This is a genomic window from Microcoleus sp. w2-18bC1 (assembly GCF_036700365.1).
In the GTDB taxonomy this organism is placed as follows: domain Bacteria; phylum Cyanobacteriota; class Cyanobacteriia; order Cyanobacteriales; family Microcoleaceae; genus Microcoleus.
The window spans coordinates 151,291-168,165 of record NZ_JAUBOS010000006.1 but is presented as its reverse complement, the minus strand read 5'-3'; the positions used below and the strand labels follow the sequence as shown (position 1 = coordinate 168,165).

The following is a 16,875-nucleotide window of genomic DNA, read 5'->3' as shown; positions in this document are numbered from 1 at the left end:
TGTCGGTTGATGTTACCCACTCACAAAAGCGTTCCCAGACGTTGGCGCTTTCGCGCTGCTGTAAGGTTGTTGTCATTGTTTTATGATTGCTTTATTTGGTTGTCAATGTTCGGATGATGTTTATATTATTAACGGTGTTGTTAAGGTTTGTAAAGGGGTTTGACGACAGTTAAACTGATGACTGTGATTAGGAAAGCTGATGTAAGGAGAGACAGGGGCGTAGGTTGCGGGGTCCGACGCCATTGCCCCCGCGCGAAAAGATGAAGATAGCGTGCACACGCGGCGCACCTCAACCCTAACGAACGGGAGCGCTCGGAGGCGGAGAAGGTAGAGGAACAGGAGCGAGGACAGGTGGAGAGGCAGGGATGCGAGCAGGTGGAGAAATCCTGAACTGCTGGAGTTGCTGTGGCGTGAGCGATCGCAAAATTCTCAGTCCGAGGGTGTCTCTGGAGATGCTTAAAGCGTAGGATGGCTCCAAATACGGGCGGAAATTGGATTTGTTGTTCAAATAGCTTTCCATGAAAGCTAGGCTGAGTCCGCTGAGGTAGCGGCGGGCTAAAACAGGTTCCGGCCCAATGACCTCTGGTGGTGGCAGAAAGAGGCTTTGAGGGGAATCCTCGATCGTTGAGAAGTGAGTCCCGTTGTTCATCAGCACCAGATATTTGTTGGGCGATGTCAGCCATGTGAACGGTTGAATTTGTTCGAGCAAAGCGGGGGCGACGGTATCGGCGCTGCCTGCGATTAGCATGACTGGGATTTGGATTTTGCTGAGGTTTGTTTCTCCAAGAATGCTGCTAACGATCGGGTTAACGGCGATCACAGCTTTGATGCGCGGGTCGTCGAAATTGTACTGGTTGCGCTCTAGGCCGCGGGCGCGGCACTGCAACAGTAGGGAGAGGTTCCAACTATCGTTTTCGACTCCGCAATCTTTGTCTAGCTGTGCAAAATTAATCCCCGCCCCGGCTAATGCTAAAGCCGTATAGCCCCCGAAAGACTGGCCGATGACACCGACCCGCTGCAAGTCGAGCTGCCCTTGATAGGCAGGATTGGTGGTAGAAAGTTGGGTTAAATAATCGAGCAAGTCTTTGATGTCGAGGGGGCGGTTGATAAATTCTGCTGGTTCTGCTACTTCATTCGCTCTGCCTGTTACTAAGTTTTGGATTTGTTGGGCGTTGCTGCCGGGGTGTTCGGGGACGGCGACCGCAAAGCCGTAGGAGGCTAGATGTTTGGCTAAATACTCGAAGGAAAGGCGATCGGAACCTAAACCGTGGGAAATTACTACTACTGGGGCCGGTTGCGGACTGCCCTGTGGCAGGTAAATGTCCATATCAAACGTGCGAGGGCGATTTGGACTCGTCACAGTTACCGATGATTTTTTCCAAGTATAGGGGCCCGGTAGCTGGGGCTGCAGCATTTCGGCTGGCGGTATGGCGGGTTCTGAGGCTGCTTGTGCTTCGGACAATTGAGCTACTCCGGCGATCGTCTGATTGGAACGGTTGATCAGCGATGTCAGCTCGTTGGCGATACCCAAGGCGCGGGCGATGTCAATCCTGATGCCATAGGTGGGGAATTTCCGCAGCACGTTGAGAATTGTCAGGCCTTCTGGATCTGAGGCTGCTAAAATCAGGGCGGCTCGGATGGCATAAAATCCAGGCTGCCGAGCTTTGGTTTGAATTACTCGGCCCAAGCGTCTCAGCAGCACTTCTCCTTGAGGCGTGTAAAGGAATTGGGCGATCGTCACCTGGCTGATTTCAGCTTTTGCTTGCAGGGCGGTGCGAATCTCAGCTAGCTGAGATTCTTTGACGTACTGAGCGAAGCCGTCCAAGTTTGAGTCTATTTTGCCTTCTTTGGCGAAAAGTGCCAGAGATTCGATGGGAACTGATTCTTCTAGCGGCCCGTAAGTTACGTAAATTCGCTCGGCACCCATTGCCGGTGCGGCAGTGCAAACAGCAGTGAATGCAAACAATCCTAGGTATTTTTGGGCGATCGACCGCCGAGTGCGAAGGGCAGCAGTGGAGAGGCTCGAAAACAGACAGTTCATAACTTTCACACCTAGGACTTCTAATAATTAGTCGGTGAAACGATGTAAATTGTTTCGTCAAAATTTAATGCCACAAAATCGATCTGTTGCTTCGGATGCTTCGGAAATTAGGTTATCTTGGGAAGCATAGCCAAAAAAGCAATTTTCTGACCTGACAAGACTAGCTGAAATTTAAAATTCAACACCGAGGGGTCAAACCTATTGGAATGCCCATTGATTATTTTTTCAGCTATGCAAGATATTTTCGATCAAGTTTGTAACTACAGCCTGAGTGGGAGAATTTATGATGTTCAATGCAACTGCTATCCTGATTGACGCTTTTGTGCAAGAGCTGCAGGCCGGCTACCGTCGCACCTACGGCAAGTACAAGCCTGACTACCCTGAAATTATCGCCTGGGCAGGGACTATGGCTCTGGAAAATATCGCTAACTGCGATGCTCTCTACCACAATGTGGAACACACAATGCTCGTGGCTTTGGTGGGACAAGAGATTCTCCGGGGCAAGCATATTCGCGAAGGCGGAGTGTCGCCGGAAGATTGGCTGCACTACCTAATCTCGCTGCTGTGTCACGATATCGGCTACGTCAAAGGTGTTTGCCGCCAAGACCAAGAAGCTGTGGGACTATATGCTACGGGTATTGACGGGGGCATGGTTTCTGTGCCGATCGGCGCAACTTCAGCCAGTTTAACTCCTTATCATGTCGATCGAGGCAAACTCGTAATTGACGAACGCTTCGGCGGCCACACATTAATTGATGCCGAACAAATCAAGCGCAATATTGAATTGACGCGCTTCCCAGTTCCTGCTAGCGAAACTCATCAAGACCGAAATAATTATTCTGGACTCGCTAGGGCAGCCGATTTGATCGGTCAGTTGAGCGACCCAAATTACCTACGAAAAATAAGTGCTCTGTTCTACGAATTTGAGGAAGTCGGCACTAATAAAATCTTGGGCTACAAGTCTCCGGGAGATTTGCGGCAAAATTACGCCAAGTTTTATTGGAATGGAGTTTTTCCATACATTCCAGCAGCTTTGAACTACTTGGAATTGACCCAGGGAGGCAAACAAATTATTGCCAACCTTTACGCCAACGTATTTCAGGTAGAACACGCTGAACCGCTCGCTTTCACCAAACCGAACGCTCAAGAATTCACCAAATCCCGCGCCAATAGCAACTTTAACGGCGAAAAAGATGGTGCGAATATTCAGCATTCCCTGTCCGGGGAAAACAAGAAATTTACCGAGTTTCCAGACTTAAATTTGTGATTATTTACGCCCAGAATGGGGCATCTATAAAGGCGAGTCAGTGGATTTTAAAATTGATAATTCTGTGTGATATGTTTGGCGCAACGTTCTGCTTTCAATCAGTCGAAGGATTTGAAATTTAATCCATAGATGAATCTGGGATGTTAAACAAGAGTCGAAATTTTAGGCCGACAGGCGTTGCCAGTCGGAAATTAAGTATCCGTTTTTTGGCAGCGTGATAATCAGGATAAGTTTTGATTTTTTAGTTGCTGGAGATTGGTTTTTAGCTCAAATTTAGATTAATTATCTCAAATCTAAAATTGCTCTAGCGGCAGATAGGTTGCTTGCTCCTTTTTTTTGAGCTAAAATCAAGAGTTATCATCAAAAATTTAACATAGAAAATCGAAAACCTTAAATTGATATGGCAGCAGAAATTCAGCAGCAAATTCAACAGTTGAGGCAGCAGCTACAGGAAGCTAGCTATGCTTATTATGTTCTCGATGCGCCGATTATTCCTGATGAGGTGTACGATCGACTTTATCGCCAGTTGCAAGAATTAGAATCAGATTATCCGGAATTAATTACTGCCGAAAGTCCGACTCAGCGGGTGGGAGAACAGCCTGCTACTCAATTTTTTAGCGTCAAACACAATATTCCTCTCTACAGTTTGGAAAATGCTTTTAATTTTGAGGAATTTGCTAAATGGCAGGAACGCTGGCAAAGGGTAGCACCTCCCCTAACCCCCGGTCAAGAGGGAAATGCACCCCCCCTAACCCCCCCTTATCAAGGGGGGGGACTTGATGGCAATGCACCTCTTCTAACCCCCGGTCAAGAGGGAAATGCACCCCCCCTAACCCCCCCTTATCAAGGGGGGGGACAAGAGGGAATAACATCTTCCATTAGCAATCAGGAAAATAGGGAAATTACTCCCCCCCTTAGCAAGGGGGGGCTGGGGGGGGGTTCCTATGTTTGCGAGTTAAAAATTGACGGTTCTGCTTTAGCGTTAACCTATGAAAATGGGGTTTTAGTTCGCGGTGCGACGCGGGGAGACGGCATTGCGGGAGAGGAAATTACTCAAAATGTCAAGACTATTCGCTCGATTCCTTTAAAGCTCAATTTAGATAATCCGCCGCCTGTTGTGGAAGTGCGGGGAGAGGCTTTTTTGTCTTTAGCTGTGTTTGAGGAAATTAATCGGGAACGGGAAAAAGCGGGGGAACAATTGTTTGCTAATCCTCGCAATGCTGCGGCGGGTACGCTGCGGCAGTTGGATTCTAAAATTGTGGATAAGCGACGGTTGGATTTCTTTGCTTATACTCTGCATTTAGATCAGGGTAACGAGGGTAATACGCAGTGGGATTCGTTGGAATTGTTGCGAAGAATGGGGTTTAAGGTGAATCCCAATCGCAAAATTTGCTATTCTTTGGATGAGGTTCGCGAGTATTACGAATATTGGGATACTGAGCGACGGAATTTGCCTTACATGACGGATGGGGTTGTTGTTAAGATTAATTCGGTTGGGCTGCAAAAACAATTGGGTTTTACTCAGAGGTTTCCGCGTTGGGCGATCGCCCTGAAGTATCCCGCGGCCGAAGTGCCTACAATAGTAGAATCTGTCACCGTACAAGTAGGCAGAACCGGGGCTCTGACTCCTGTAGCGGAACTCAAACCAGTACAGTTGGCGGGAACGACGGTTTCGCGGGCTTCTCTCCATAATAGCGATCGACTTTCCGACCTAAATCTCCATATTGGCGATACTGTGATTGTCAGAAAAGCTGGGGAAATTATACCAGAAGTTGTGCGAGTTTTACCGGAATTGCGTCCCCAAAATGCTCAACTTTTCCAAATGCCTAGTTGCTGTCCCGAATGCGAACAGCCTGTGGTTCGGGAAAAGGGGGAGGCCGTTACTCGCTGCATCAATACATCTTGTCCGGCAATTTTGAGGGGTTCGCTGATTCATTTTTGCAGCCGGGATGCTCTGGATATTAACGGTGTTGGCGAAAAGTTGGTGCAGCAGATGGTTGATAGCAATCTGGTGCATTCTGCGGCGGATTTGTACGATTTGACTGCGGAAAGATTGATGAGTTTGGAACGGATGGGCAAGAAGTTAGCAGAAAAGTTGGTAAGTGCGATCGCCCAATCGAAAAATCAACCTTATTCGCGCGTACTTTACGGCTTGGGCATCCGCCACGTCGGCAGCGTGAATGCTCAATTGCTAACAGAAAGGTTTGCAAATGTGGAAGAGTTAGCAGGAGTATCGGCGGCCTCGATTGAGGGCGTTTACGGCATCGGGCCGGAAATTGCTCAAGCTGTTTATCAGTGGTTTCGAGTGCCGGCTAATCAAAGTTTAATTGCACGGTTGAAAACTGCGGGATTGCAATTGCAGTCAGAAGTAAAAAATCCCAATTTAGCCAGCACAAATTTACAACTTGCAGGCAAAAGCTTTGTGCTTACCGGAACTTTGCCCACTTTGAAAAGAGATGAAGCTAAAGATTTGATTCAAAAAGCAGGAGGTAAAGTCACAAGTTCTGTGAGTGCTAAAACTGATTATGTGGTTGTGGGAGAAGATGCAGGTTCTAAGTTAGAAAAGGCTCAATCTTTGGGGATAAAACTACTTTCGGAATCGGAGTTATTAGAACTGCTATCGAGACCATAAATGATTGGTGAAAGTCAATATATCTCTCTTTTTTCTTTCTCTGCGCCCTCTGCGCCCTCTGCGGTTCGTAAAAAAGCTGATTCACTTGAGCCGTTTTCCGAGAACATCGCCAACCATTCTATTTCCCTAGGTGGAAAATAGCCCCTCGCGAATTGGGCAATACCTCAAAAGGCATAGAAATTGCGCTCGCACTTGGTCAATATACCTACTTCCCCGGCGGTGCTGCCCGCATCGGTTGTCGGTACTGGCTAGTTTTGCTAAAATTTGATAAAGTTTGCAATAGCGATCGCAACTGCCCGCTTAGCCAAATCCCAGCAATCATAGGAGATACATTATGTCTGAAATTCCAGCAGAACAAACACAAACAAACTTGACAACTCCAGAAATAACTACCGAAAGCTCCATTTCTGGAGTGGAAAACGTGAAAAATAGTTTGGGAAACGTCCTAAATAGTTGGAAGTTGAAAGCAGGATTAGCCGTTGCTGTACTTTTGGGAGTTTTGCTATTTGCTTTCTACTGGCAGCATATGATTGCAGTGGTAGGTATGAAGAGTTGGTCGGCGCGATCGGGAGCTAACCCGATCGAATGTATGGTAAGAGATACTAATAATGACGAGTATGTCAGTTGCAGCGCCCTCCTCGATCAGCAGATTGTCCCTCTTGAGTGCAGTTCGAGTTTGTTCAATATCGGCTGTCGAGTCAATTACGGAACTGCGGCACCAAATCCGAGACAAGTCAACCCTAGATAGAGCATCTGCGGGTTAGAGATGATTGTTCAATGAACAGATTTGCTACTTAAAATATGGGACTTACAAAAAAAATCTCACCGTAAAAATACTCCAGCAATCAGGATGAGAAAACTCTTGTTTTTCTCGTTGTAAATTAGCAGGTAATGAAAGTTACCTGCTATTGCCATGAGGTAATCTGTGATAGATGATGTGCGCCAGTATATTAATGTGAAGATTTCACATTTAGCATGGGTATCAAAGCATCCTCAGCTACTATAATAGATCAGTGCGCTCGCCCCTCATGATTGCTGACTATCTTTAATAACATTTTCTTCTATCATTGAAACCTGAAAATGATCGAGATTAATGGCTACGAGATTCTCACTCAAATCTACGAAAGTATCAACTCCACCGTTTATCGAGGCATCCGCCAACAGCACAACTAAGCCGTCATCTTTAAATTCCTCAAAGAAGACTATCCTACCCCCCTCCGCAGGGTAAACGCATCTTAACTTTAACCCAACATATGTTACAATTAAATCCGACTAAATTTTAATGTAGTTTAATGTAGTTTATTGGTGCTATCAATGGCCAGAGGTTTTAGTAAAGCTGTAAATTCCCGACAAAAACAAATAGATTCATTGGCTTACCTGAATATTTTAAATGCCAGTTTTTTAGAAGATTTTGCCAAGTTGAAGAACCCAAGAAGAGAAAGAAGTCAATAACATTTGCTCAAAGATATTAGATCTATTGCGATTTTAGCTGTCATCAGCGGTGTCGACTGATGGGCAGGAATATAAGCTTATGGTAATGCCAAATATGAATGGTTGAAAAGCTTTATATAATTACCGAATGGTATCATCTCATGACAAGTTTAGTCTTCTTATTTGCCCGAATTGAACCGCCGCAGTTTCAAAAATGTTTTTTGAGTTAGGTAAATGCGATAGTCCGGGAAGTCTAACTAGAAGTGATTGCCATTGATGGCAAAACAATGAAACAATCTTATGACCGCAATGACCAGCAAAAAGTGCTACATATAGTTACTGCCTAGTCTTCATCTCATCAATTATTTTTAGGCAAAAAAGGGGATAAAATTTTTCATGAGCTAACAGCAAATTTTAAGGTTCTGATTTCATCTGCTCAATTCGGGTGAAAATTAAGAATTTTAAGAAGGTTTTTTTAGTTCTTTAGTAATTTACAAATTCACGCTTTTGTCAAATTAATTGAAATGTGTTGGCCCTGATTATATGATGACTTTTCTCAACTCCTTGTGTAAAGCTTGATTGAGATTCTCTTACCCTGAAGATTGTGTTTAAAGTGCGATCGTATTTATTTCTACTATTTTTACTCCTCAAAATTTCTCATGTCAATAGGAGCAGCCTATTTTTGGCGATCGAATAATTAGGAATAAAAAAATGAAATGTATGTTTTTAATTACTATGCTTTACGTAAAAACAGTTTTTTTACTAGGAATCAGGCGCGGGAAATGAAACTTGGTTTCTTTTTTTGACTTTCACTGCTTCCCTGACCCAATTACCTTAAAAAACCGGGTTAAAGCGTCCGGGACTGTTGGTGAAAATATGGCACAGAACGCGAGGTTTATGGGTTTAAAAAAGTCTGAATTTTAGTCAAGACTACGTAAGTAGCACTCGCCTATTATACAGCTTGCTTAGATTGGCAAAAAACTCGCTCAAATTCCTACTCGCGGCCGCTGCCGCTTATTTTTGCATCCGGCGAGCAGCTTGCAGCGCGCTTTGAGGAGCAACTAACCGAACAGCCGAGTTTCTCTCAAAAACTTTATATTTTATGGATTAACTTTACTAAAACTTTATAAACCGCGAGCAAAAATTTTATGTATTTTTGATGAAAGCCAATATTTGCAAGTCTTACACTCAACTTGAGAGCGTTACCGAAACCAAGTAAATGTAGTAGGTTGGAAGTCTACGCAGGATGAAAATCTTGCTCTGACAGATTAAACTATGCCAGTCTGGTGTCAGTGAAAACTCTTAGAAGAAGCACTCATTTACTCCAAAACACCCTTAAGTGACATCTGTATGTATATTCACTGGTGTGGAGCCTCTTCTTTAGGTTTGACGATCGCCCTAAATATAGCAGGCTCGCGATCGTCTATTCGCGTCACGGCAACATGGCATTTAGGGCATTTTCCGCCTTACTACCTAACAATACTGGAGGAATCAGGGTTATGACTACCTTAACGCTAGTCAAAAAAACATCTTTTACAGTCGCCAGCTTGGCAACCACAATGTTGCTCAGCATCTGCACGCCCGTCCGAGCTTTCACGTTTGGCACTGCCGGCATCCAGTTCGATCAAGATACCAATATAAACTTTTCATTCGACCGATCTCGCAGCCCTTACCAGTCAAACTTGTGGGTTGCCCAAGCTGAGCCAGAAAACAATGGCTACACCAACATCGCTAGACTGTTTTACGAGACTAAAGCTTCAGATAACGGCTCTGCCAACAACTGGGAAGGAACCTTCGGCAACGCAGTCACCTCCGAAAACGGCTCCATCACCCAAACCTTCAGATTTTTGAAGAATCAAACTTATGCCCTGCTGCTGTGGAGCGACACGGGTAGTGGCAACTCTCGCGAGCAATACGTCTCGTCAAGCACCTTCATGAACAGCACCCTATGGTGGACCCCCGACACCCAGTTCCGAAGAGATGAATGTGGGGTGGCCGGATGTCAGCTTGCTGTGTTTGGTAACTTTATGCTCAACCCCAACTCCAGCGACTCATTTACAAACATCAACGGCGGTAAAGGCCCAGAGCAATTTTCATCCCTCACAATGGCCCAACTGGCTAATGGCACACAAATCTCCTTCGACGATTTGCACGATGCCAAACCAGGAACCGGGCTTGACTTCAAAGACTTCACCGTGTCGGCTCAGTCAGTCCCCGAACCAGTCCCCGGACCAGTCCCCGGACCAGTCCCCGAACCAGTCCCCGAACCAGTCACAGTATTCGGGACTATGCTGGGTATCGGGGCTTTGGCTGCGACTCGCAGAAAAAAAAAGCGAGGGCAGGAACCCTAAAAATGACTCTTAACGAGCCCCATACAAATCTAAATAGTGCGTCTGTTCAGTGGTAATCTGAGGAATAGCATTTCTAAATGTTAAGACTTTTTCCATAACGGGAAAAATAGCATCCTAACAAAGGCACTATTCATGGTATCCACCGCAACAAAAACGAACGTAGGCTACATCACCCAAATCATTGGGCCGGTTGTAGACGTAAAATTCCCAGGCGGCAAACTGCCCCAAATCTATAACGCTCTCACGATTTCCGGCAAAAACGAAGCAGGTCAAGACATTGCCGTTACCTGCGAAGTTCAGCAACTGCTCGGAGACAGCCAAGTGCGTGCAGTTTCCATGAGTACCACCGACGGCTTGGTGCGTGGCATGGAAGTAGTAGATACCGGGGCATCGATCCAAGTTCCCGTCGGAATCCCAACTCTCGGCCGGATTTTTAACGTCATCGGCCAACCCGTAGACAACCTCGGCCCGGTCAATACTTCCGAAAGTATGCCCATCCACCGCAACCCGCCGGCTTTCACCGAACTGGAAACCAAGCCTTCGGTGTTTGAAACGGGGATCAAGGTGATTGACCTGCTGGCCCCCTACCGTCGCGGCGGCAAAATCGGTTTGTTCGGCGGCGCAGGCGTCGGCAAAACGGTGATTATGATGGAACTCGTGAACAACATCGCCAAGGCTCACGGCGGCGTGTCCGTGTTCGGTGGTGTGGGCGAGCGCACCCGCGAAGGTAATGACCTCTACAAAGAAATGATCGAGTCGGGGGTTATTAACGAAGAAGACCGCAGCAAATCAAAAATTGCTCTGGTTTACGGTCAAATGAACGAGCCGCCTGGTGCTCGGATGCGCGTGGGCCTGTCGGCTCTGGCGATGGCCGAATACTTCCGTGATGTCAGCAAGCAAGACGTGCTGCTGTTCATTGACAATATCTTCCGGTTTGTGCAAGCGGGTTCTGAGGTATCGGCTTTGTTGGGTCGGATGCCTTCGGCTGTGGGATATCAGCCGACTCTCGGTACAGACATGGGCGACTTGCAAGAACGGATTACTTCGACTACCGAAGGTTCGATTACTTCGGTTCAAGCTGTGTACGTACCTGCGGATGACTTGACTGACCCCGCACCGGCTACGACTTTTGCTCACTTGGACGCTACAACTGTGTTGTCTCGCGGTTTGGCTGCGAAGGGGATTTATCCTGCTGTTGACCCGCTGGATTCTACGTCTACGATGTTGCAAGTTAGCGTTGTCGGCGAAGAGCACTATGGTGTTGCTCGTCAGGTGCAGTCAACTCTGCAACGCTACAAGGAATTGCAAGACATTATTGCAATTTTGGGCTTGGATGAGCTGTCTGAAGATGACCGCTTGACCGTTTCTCGCGCTCGCAAAATTGAACGGTTCTTGTCTCAACCGTTCTTTGTGGCTGAAGTGTTCACCGGTTCCCCCGGCAAGTACGTCAAGCTGGCAGACACCATTAAGGGCTTCCAGATGATTTTGGCTGGTGAACTTGATGATTTACCGGAACAAGCTTTCTATTTGGTGGGCGATATCAACGAGGCGATCGCCAAAGCTGAAAAAATGAAAGCTGACGCCAAGTAATTTTAGTCATTAGTCATTAGTCATTAGTCATTGGTCATTAGTTGTTAACAGTTAAAAGTTAACAGTTAACAACTAAGTGACTGATGATAGCCGACGGCTGACTAATGACTAATTACTAATGACTGCTGACTGCTGACTGCTGACTAATGACTAATGACTAAGGACAATTTATGACATTAACTGTGCGCGTAGTGGCCCCAGACAAAACTGTTTGGGATTCTAATGCTGAAGAAGTAATTCTGCCGAGCACCACAGGCCAACTGGGTATTTTAAGCGGTCACGCTCCAATGTTGACAGCTTTGGATACCGGAGTGATGCGCGTCCGTCCCGGCAAGGAATGGGTGTCTATTGCTCTGATGGGTGGCTTTGCAGAAATCCAAGAAAACAAAGTTACTATTCTTGTCAACGGCGCTGAAAAAGGCGAAACCATTGATAAAGAAGCTGCTCGTACTGCTTACACCGAGGCAGAAGCTCGTTTGGAAAAGGCTACTAGCGGCACTTTGCAAGAGCAAATTCAAGCTAAGCAAGCAATCAAACGCGCGAGAGCTCGTTTCCAAGCTGCTGGCGGCACGCTCTAGCTCTAAGGTTAAGGACATAGTGCTTTTGTAGTAGGGACACAACAATGTTGTGTCCCTACTGTTTTTCTCGCGTTGTGTCCCTAATGTTTCGCTAAACTCCCGCCTCGGACAATAGAGATTGCATTGTTTCCCAAGATAACCCCTGCTGAAGATAGCGGGGGTTATTTGGATTGTAGGGACTCTCCACGCGATCGACACTGACAATTTTTGCTTCCTCCGGCAAAACAGGAACATCTGGATCGAAAGCGGTCGATCGCGTCAGGGAGCTAGAAAAGCCTTTAAAAATAGCAATTTCATCGAATTCGCCGTCAATTTCGGCCTTAACGATTAAAACTTCGTGCGATCGTTTTACCGTGTATTGTTCCAAGCGACGAGCAATAGAGTCAGCCATAGCAAATCTCACTTTCCTGAAATCTGCTATAATATAGCTTAATTTTGTGGCTAATTTCAGGGACAGCCCGCTAAATTTTTATTTTTAATTCGACCTTTTTTAACCGCAGGAAGTAAGCACAAATCATATAAATTTTGTAAAAAACATCTGCAATATTTCCCGTCGGCAAAACTTACTTGTTCAATATTTTACAGCATATTCTATGTAGATTTAGTATGGAGAAACCGGGTTTCGATCAACCGAATCAGTACCAAATGGGAGAACTGTAAAGAAACCCCGTGAGAGCGCGGTTTAATTCATCAACCTAGAATATTCTGTATGATGCAGAAACAGAACAAAGGATTCAACTAAAACAGGCAAATGCTGCTGAATTTCAAAAATGTCTGGAGCTTTATTTCTAGAAAAATTTTCCTGAGACGCAAAAATTATTCAATAAGATTTGCGAAAGAAAGCCTCAAGATAAGTTAGCAGCAATTTACTCTCAGCGCTCTCTAAAGAATGGAATGTCTGGAGTGCCTGAAGGATAGTGGGGGATAGAAGCTTTGGATGAAAAGTAGTGATACAGATATATTGTATGTCAACATCGGTAGGGACAAAGAAATGCCTTGTCTGGCGCGGAGAGTAGCACACGGGAATCCCGTGTCTCTACGGTTCGCTTTGACTTTTAATAATTTGGTATAAGATGAAATATTGTAGAAACGAGATCGGCTCTTCCTTGTGTAAGTTGTGTTTAAGTACAAAATGGTTTATAATGCTTACCAGCGGTAAGGACTCGCTCCAAGTATTAACTGGGTTTTTCAACCTAAACTAATGTTATGTCCACTCCTTCTCTCAAGCACTTAGTGGGAAAACTTTCAAGAAAAGCAACGCTGCAAACCGTACTCATAGTTCCGTTTGTCTTGCAAGTATTTGCAGCGGTGGGTATTGTAGGATATTTATCATTTAGGAACTCTCAAAGAGCAGTGAATGACCTGGCGGATCAATTGATGGGGGAGGTGAGCAATCGCATTGAGCAAAATTTGAGAACTTATCTGCAAACTCCGCACCAAATCAATCAAAGCAAGCTGGATGCGGTGAAACTGGGTTTTGTAAACATGAAAGACTTGTCCGCTTGGGAAAAGTATCTGTGGCGACAAGTGCAATTATATCCTTATATCAATTTTACGTCGATCGCTAATCAAGATGGAGAATATCGCACTGGCGAAAAGATGTCTAACGGCACTTTATTGATTAACGCATCGGGCCCATCGACAAATTTTGATTTTTATTCTTACAATACTAATGATACGGGCGATCGCACTACAGTAGCCGCCGCCGTTAAAAACTTCGACATCCGGCAGCACCCTTCCTACGCCTATGCAGCTTTAGAAGCCAAACCAACTTGGAGCTCAGTCTATATATCCTTCCTAGAACCCACCTTGATTCTCAGCGCCCTGCAACCAGTTTACAACAGCCAGAAACAGCTAGAAGGAGTATTAATTGCTGCGTTACGTCTCGACAGTATCGGTCAATTTTTAAACAGCCTCAAAATAGGTAAATCTGGTCAAACATTTATTATCGAAAGAAACGGCACGCTGCTGGCAACTTCCACACCCGAAAAACCTTTCCGCAGCCAAAACGGTCAAAAAGAACTGTTTAAAGTTACAGAAAGCAGCGATGCAGTAACGCAAACTACAGCTAAATATTTAGAAACTCACTTTCAAAACTTACACCAAATTACAAAAGCCCAGCAAATAAATGTTGAGATAAACGACCAGAAGAAATTTTTAAAAGTCCTGCCCTTCCAAGACGACAAGGGTTTAGATTTGCTGATTGTAGTCGTCGTTCCAGAAGCCGACTTTATGGAACAAATTCATGCCGGCAACCGAACTACAGTTTTGCTATGCTTGGCAGCTTTGGGCATGGCAACTGTGTTAGGGCTTCTCACTTCTCGCTGGATTATCAAACCTCTTATAAAATTAAAAAATGCAGCAATAGCTTTATCTGAAGGACAATTTGACCAAACTGTAAAGCTTGATCGCTCCGACGAGTTGGGCGTACTTGCCGCTGCTTTTAACAGCATGGCAGCACAACTGCAAGCATCTTTTACTGCCTTAGAAACTAAAAATATCGAATTGCAGCGACTCGACAAACTGAAAGACGAATTTTTAGCCAATACTTCCCACGAACTCCGCACTCCCCTCAACGGCATTATTGGGATTGCAGAATCTTTAATAGACGGTGCTACCGGACAACTGCCAGACTCAACAAATTTTAACTTAGCTTTGATTACATCTTCAGGGAAAAGATTGTCTTCTTTAATTAACGATCTTCTGGATTTTTCTCAGCTCAAACACAAAAAGCTCGAACTGCAAATTAAGTCCATCGGCCTTCGAGAAATCGTCTCTGTAATTCTCACTTTGTCTCAGCCATTAGTAGGAAAAAAAAACTTGCAGTTGATTAACTCAGTCGCTCCTGAATTGCCGCCAATAGCAGCAGACGAGAATCGGTTGCAGCAAATACTTTACAACTTAATCGGCAATGCGATTAAATTTACCGAAAGTGGCAGAGTAGAAATTTCAGCAGAATTGGTAACTGGCAAGGCACAATCACCCCTTAATTCCCAATTAGCAATTACTGTATCCGACACCGGTATTGGCATCCCCGAAGATAAATTAGAGCGAATTTTTGAATCCTTTGAACAAGCTGACGGTTCCACTGCTAGAGAATATGGCGGCACTGGTTTAGGGTTAACGGTTGCCCAACAATTAGTGGAATTGCACGGAGGTAAAATTTGGGTATCTTCAACTGTAGGCGTCGGTTCCCAATTCATATTTACTTTGCCCGTATCTGAGAGTCAACCGGATGTTAGCAGGCTGCAGCCGCTTTTAAGCGAGAATTCTCCCATTTTTCTCACTCCTGAATTGGGTCGCCAATCATCTCTAATAAATTCTCCGATCTCAGACAATAGCGACTTGCTAGAAACTGAAAAAATAAAAGTTTTGGTAGTCGATGATGAACCCATTAATATTCAGGTTATCATTAACAGTCTTTCTATAGAAAACTACGAAATAACTCAAGCGAGCAACGGCTTAGAAGCTGTAAATCTGATTGAATCAGGATTTAAGCCGGACTTAATTTTACTCGATGTAATGATGCCGCAGATGACGGGTTATGAAGTGTGTCGAGAAGTCCGCAAAAAATACTCGCCGTTAGAAATGCCGATTCTGATGCTGACGGCCAAAAATCTAACTACCGACTTGGTAGAAGCTTTTAACTTAGAAGCAAATGATTATGTAACTAAACCTTTTATCAAAAAGGAATTGTTGGCGAGAATTAATACGCAAATTCGCCTAGCAAAACTGAATGCAGCCTACGGCAGGTTTGTGCCACACGATTTTCTAAACTTGCTGGAAAAGCCGAGTATTATTGAAGTAAAACTAGGCGAAAATCAGGAAAGAGATATGACAGTGCTGTTTGCTGATATTCGCTCGTTTACGGCGCTTTCAGAACAGATGACACCACCTGAAAATTTTGCATTTATTAATACTTATTTGGGAAAGGTTAGCCCTGCCATCAGGAAAAACAACGGGTTTATTGACAAATACATTGGTGATGCAGTGATGGCACTGTTTCCTACATCTCCTGATGATGGTGTACGAGCAGCAATTGATATGCAGAAAGAAGTGAATATCTACAACCAGCAGCGAGAAAAAAATGGCTTGTTTCCGATCGCGATCGGCGTCGGTTTGCACGCGGGCAATTTGATGTTGGGTACAATTGGCGAACGAGAACGGATGGAAAGTACGGTGATTGCTGATGCCGTCAATCTCGCGTCTCGTTTGGAAGGATTGACTAAGGTTTACGGATCGGGCATTCTAGTTAGCGGTGCAATTATCGATCGCCTAGACGATCCAGAAAAATATAAGTACAGATTTGTCGATCGAGTAACGGTGAAAGGAAAGACAAATGCTGTGTCGGTGTTTGAAATTTACGATACAGAAACAGAGGAAAGCATTGTACTCAAGCAGCAAACGGCGGAGGTTTTTCAAGAAGCCCTCAATTTTTACTACGAGCAAAAATTTGTTGCCGCCCAAAAAGTATTTCAAAACATTTTACAAATCAATCCGGACGATCGGGTAGCAATGCTGTATTTCAAACGCTCTCGCAAGTATCGAATGTACGGAGCCCCAGAGGGGTGGTCTGGGGTGGAAACTTCGACGGAAAAATAGGGCGCACACTGCACGCCCTACTCTCTTTAACAGATGGTTGCACAAACTTTAAAATATATTTGTACAAACACCCAATTTATTCCATGTTTTAGGGCCGACAATGCCATCAGCAACGATTTGTTGTTTGTTTTGAAAATTGATAACGGCTTGTTGGGTTTTTGGGCCAAATCCTCCATCAGTATTTACAGAAAATCCGCTGGCGTTCAAGAGTCGCTGAAGATAGCGAACGTCCTCATTTTGGGTGACGCCATCGTTGCGTTTGAGTAGGGGAAAATAACGGCAGGAAGGTAATTCAGTGCGAATTGCGTTTGTGGTTTGCATGGTTTAATTCTCCATTGGTTGTTTGCAAGTTGTTTAAAAGCAGAGAAGTGCGGAAAAGATGT

General features: G+C 45.0%; 11 protein-coding genes. 8 read left to right on the top strand and 3 right to left on the bottom strand.

Annotated elements, in window-relative coordinates; genetic code table 11:
- Positions 1-295: 295 nt before the first annotated feature.
- Positions 296-2,041, bottom strand: coding sequence for an alpha/beta hydrolase (locus QT979_RS06595; protein ID WP_333209622.1), 1,746 nt, complete (start codon positions 2,039-2,041; stop codon positions 296-298).
- Positions 2,042-2,327: 286 nt separating this feature from the next.
- Between QT979_RS06595 and QT979_RS06590 the strand changes: the two genes are divergently transcribed.
- The 7 genes from QT979_RS06590 to atpC all read left to right on the top strand — a co-directional run bounded on the left by QT979_RS06590 (position 2,328) and on the right by atpC (position 11,890).
- Positions 2,328-3,308 (top strand): Npun_R2479 family HD domain-containing metalloprotein, encoded by a 981-nt coding sequence (locus QT979_RS06590; RefSeq protein ID WP_333209756.1) that lies wholly within the window; start codon positions 2,328-2,330, stop codon positions 3,306-3,308.
- Between the two features lie 400 nt (positions 3,309-3,708).
- A complete protein-coding gene (gene ligA / locus QT979_RS06585) occupies positions 3,709-5,940 on the top strand; it encodes an NAD-dependent DNA ligase LigA (protein WP_333308790.1) in 2,232 nt (743 codons plus the stop codon).
- Positions 5,941-6,274: 334 nt separating this feature from the next.
- Entirely contained in the window at positions 6,275-6,688 is a 414-nt protein-coding gene (locus QT979_RS06580; RefSeq protein WP_333082927.1) for a hypothetical protein, read from the top strand.
- A 2,033-nt stretch (positions 6,689-8,721) separates the two neighbouring features.
- On the top strand, positions 8,722-8,874 hold the full coding sequence (locus QT979_RS06575) for a hypothetical protein (RefSeq protein WP_333209626.1): 153 nt from the start codon (positions 8,722-8,724) through the stop codon (positions 8,872-8,874).
- Complete coding sequence (locus QT979_RS06570) at positions 8,871-9,722, top strand: PEP-CTERM sorting domain-containing protein (RefSeq protein ID WP_333209627.1); 852 nt, start codon at positions 8,871-8,873, stop codon at positions 9,720-9,722. The genes QT979_RS06575 and QT979_RS06570 overlap by 4 nt, the downstream gene beginning before the upstream one ends.
- A 132-nt stretch (positions 9,723-9,854) precedes the next feature.
- Positions 9,855-11,312 carry a F0F1 ATP synthase subunit beta gene (gene atpD, locus QT979_RS06565; RefSeq protein ID WP_333209629.1) on the top strand — a complete coding sequence of 486 codons (1,458 nt, stop codon included), beginning with the start codon at positions 9,855-9,857 and terminating at the stop codon, positions 11,310-11,312.
- A gap of 170 nt (positions 11,313-11,482) precedes the next feature.
- Complete coding sequence (gene atpC, locus QT979_RS06560) at positions 11,483-11,890, top strand: ATP synthase F1 subunit epsilon (protein ID WP_006635885.1); 408 nt, start codon at positions 11,483-11,485, stop codon at positions 11,888-11,890.
- Between the two features lie 91 nt (positions 11,891-11,981).
- On the opposite strand, the gene QT979_RS06555 is transcribed toward atpC, so the two are convergent.
- The gene (locus tag QT979_RS06555; RefSeq protein ID WP_333075195.1) at positions 11,982-12,281 is read right to left on the bottom strand and encodes a DUF7734 family protein; all 300 of its coding nucleotides are present in this window, start codon (positions 12,279-12,281) and stop codon (positions 11,982-11,984) included.
- A gap of 815 nt (positions 12,282-13,096) precedes the next feature.
- On the opposite strand from QT979_RS06555, the gene QT979_RS06550 reads away from it, so the two are divergent.
- Positions 13,097-16,492: an ATP-binding protein gene (locus tag QT979_RS06550; protein WP_333308787.1), complete on the top strand. Its 3,396-nt coding sequence runs from the start codon at positions 13,097-13,099 to the stop codon at positions 16,490-16,492.
- A 48-nt stretch (positions 16,493-16,540) separates the two neighbouring features.
- Here QT979_RS06550 and QT979_RS06545 read toward each other — a convergent pair whose 3' ends face one another.
- The gene (locus QT979_RS06545; protein ID WP_333082922.1) at positions 16,541-16,813 is read right to left on the bottom strand and encodes a peptidoglycan-binding domain-containing protein; all 273 of its coding nucleotides are present in this window, start codon (positions 16,811-16,813) and stop codon (positions 16,541-16,543) included.
- Positions 16,814-16,875 lie beyond the last annotated feature (62 nt).

What these genes read in the sequence shown, in the direction of transcription:
- QT979_RS06550 (WP_333308787.1), top strand. Translation starts at nt 13,097, where the DNA reads ATGTCCACTCCTTCTCTCAAGCACTTAGTGGGAAAACTTTCAAGAAAA.
- ligA (WP_333308790.1), top strand. Translation starts at nt 3,709, where the DNA reads ATGGCAGCAGAAATTCAGCAGCAAATTCAACAGTTGAGGCAGCAGCTA.
- atpC (WP_006635885.1), top strand. Translation starts at nt 11,483, where the DNA reads ATGACATTAACTGTGCGCGTAGTGGCCCCAGACAAAACTGTTTGGGAT.
- atpD (WP_333209629.1), top strand. Translation starts at nt 9,855, where the DNA reads ATGGTATCCACCGCAACAAAAACGAACGTAGGCTACATCACCCAAATC.
- QT979_RS06575 (WP_333209626.1), top strand. Translation starts at nt 8,722, where the DNA reads ATGTATATTCACTGGTGTGGAGCCTCTTCTTTAGGTTTGACGATCGCC.
- QT979_RS06590 (WP_333209756.1), top strand. Translation starts at nt 2,328, where the DNA reads ATGTTCAATGCAACTGCTATCCTGATTGACGCTTTTGTGCAAGAGCTG.
- QT979_RS06580 (WP_333082927.1), top strand. Translation starts at nt 6,275, where the DNA reads ATGTCTGAAATTCCAGCAGAACAAACACAAACAAACTTGACAACTCCA.
- QT979_RS06555 (WP_333075195.1), bottom strand. Translation starts at nt 12,281, where the DNA reads ATGGCTGACTCTATTGCTCGTCGCTTGGAACAATACACGGTAAAACGA.
- QT979_RS06545 (WP_333082922.1), bottom strand. Translation starts at nt 16,813, where the DNA reads ATGCAAACCACAAACGCAATTCGCACTGAATTACCTTCCTGCCGTTAT.
- QT979_RS06570 (WP_333209627.1), top strand. Translation starts at nt 8,871, where the DNA reads ATGACTACCTTAACGCTAGTCAAAAAAACATCTTTTACAGTCGCCAGC.
- QT979_RS06595 (WP_333209622.1), bottom strand. Translation starts at nt 2,041, where the DNA reads ATGAACTGTCTGTTTTCGAGCCTCTCCACTGCTGCCCTTCGCACTCGG.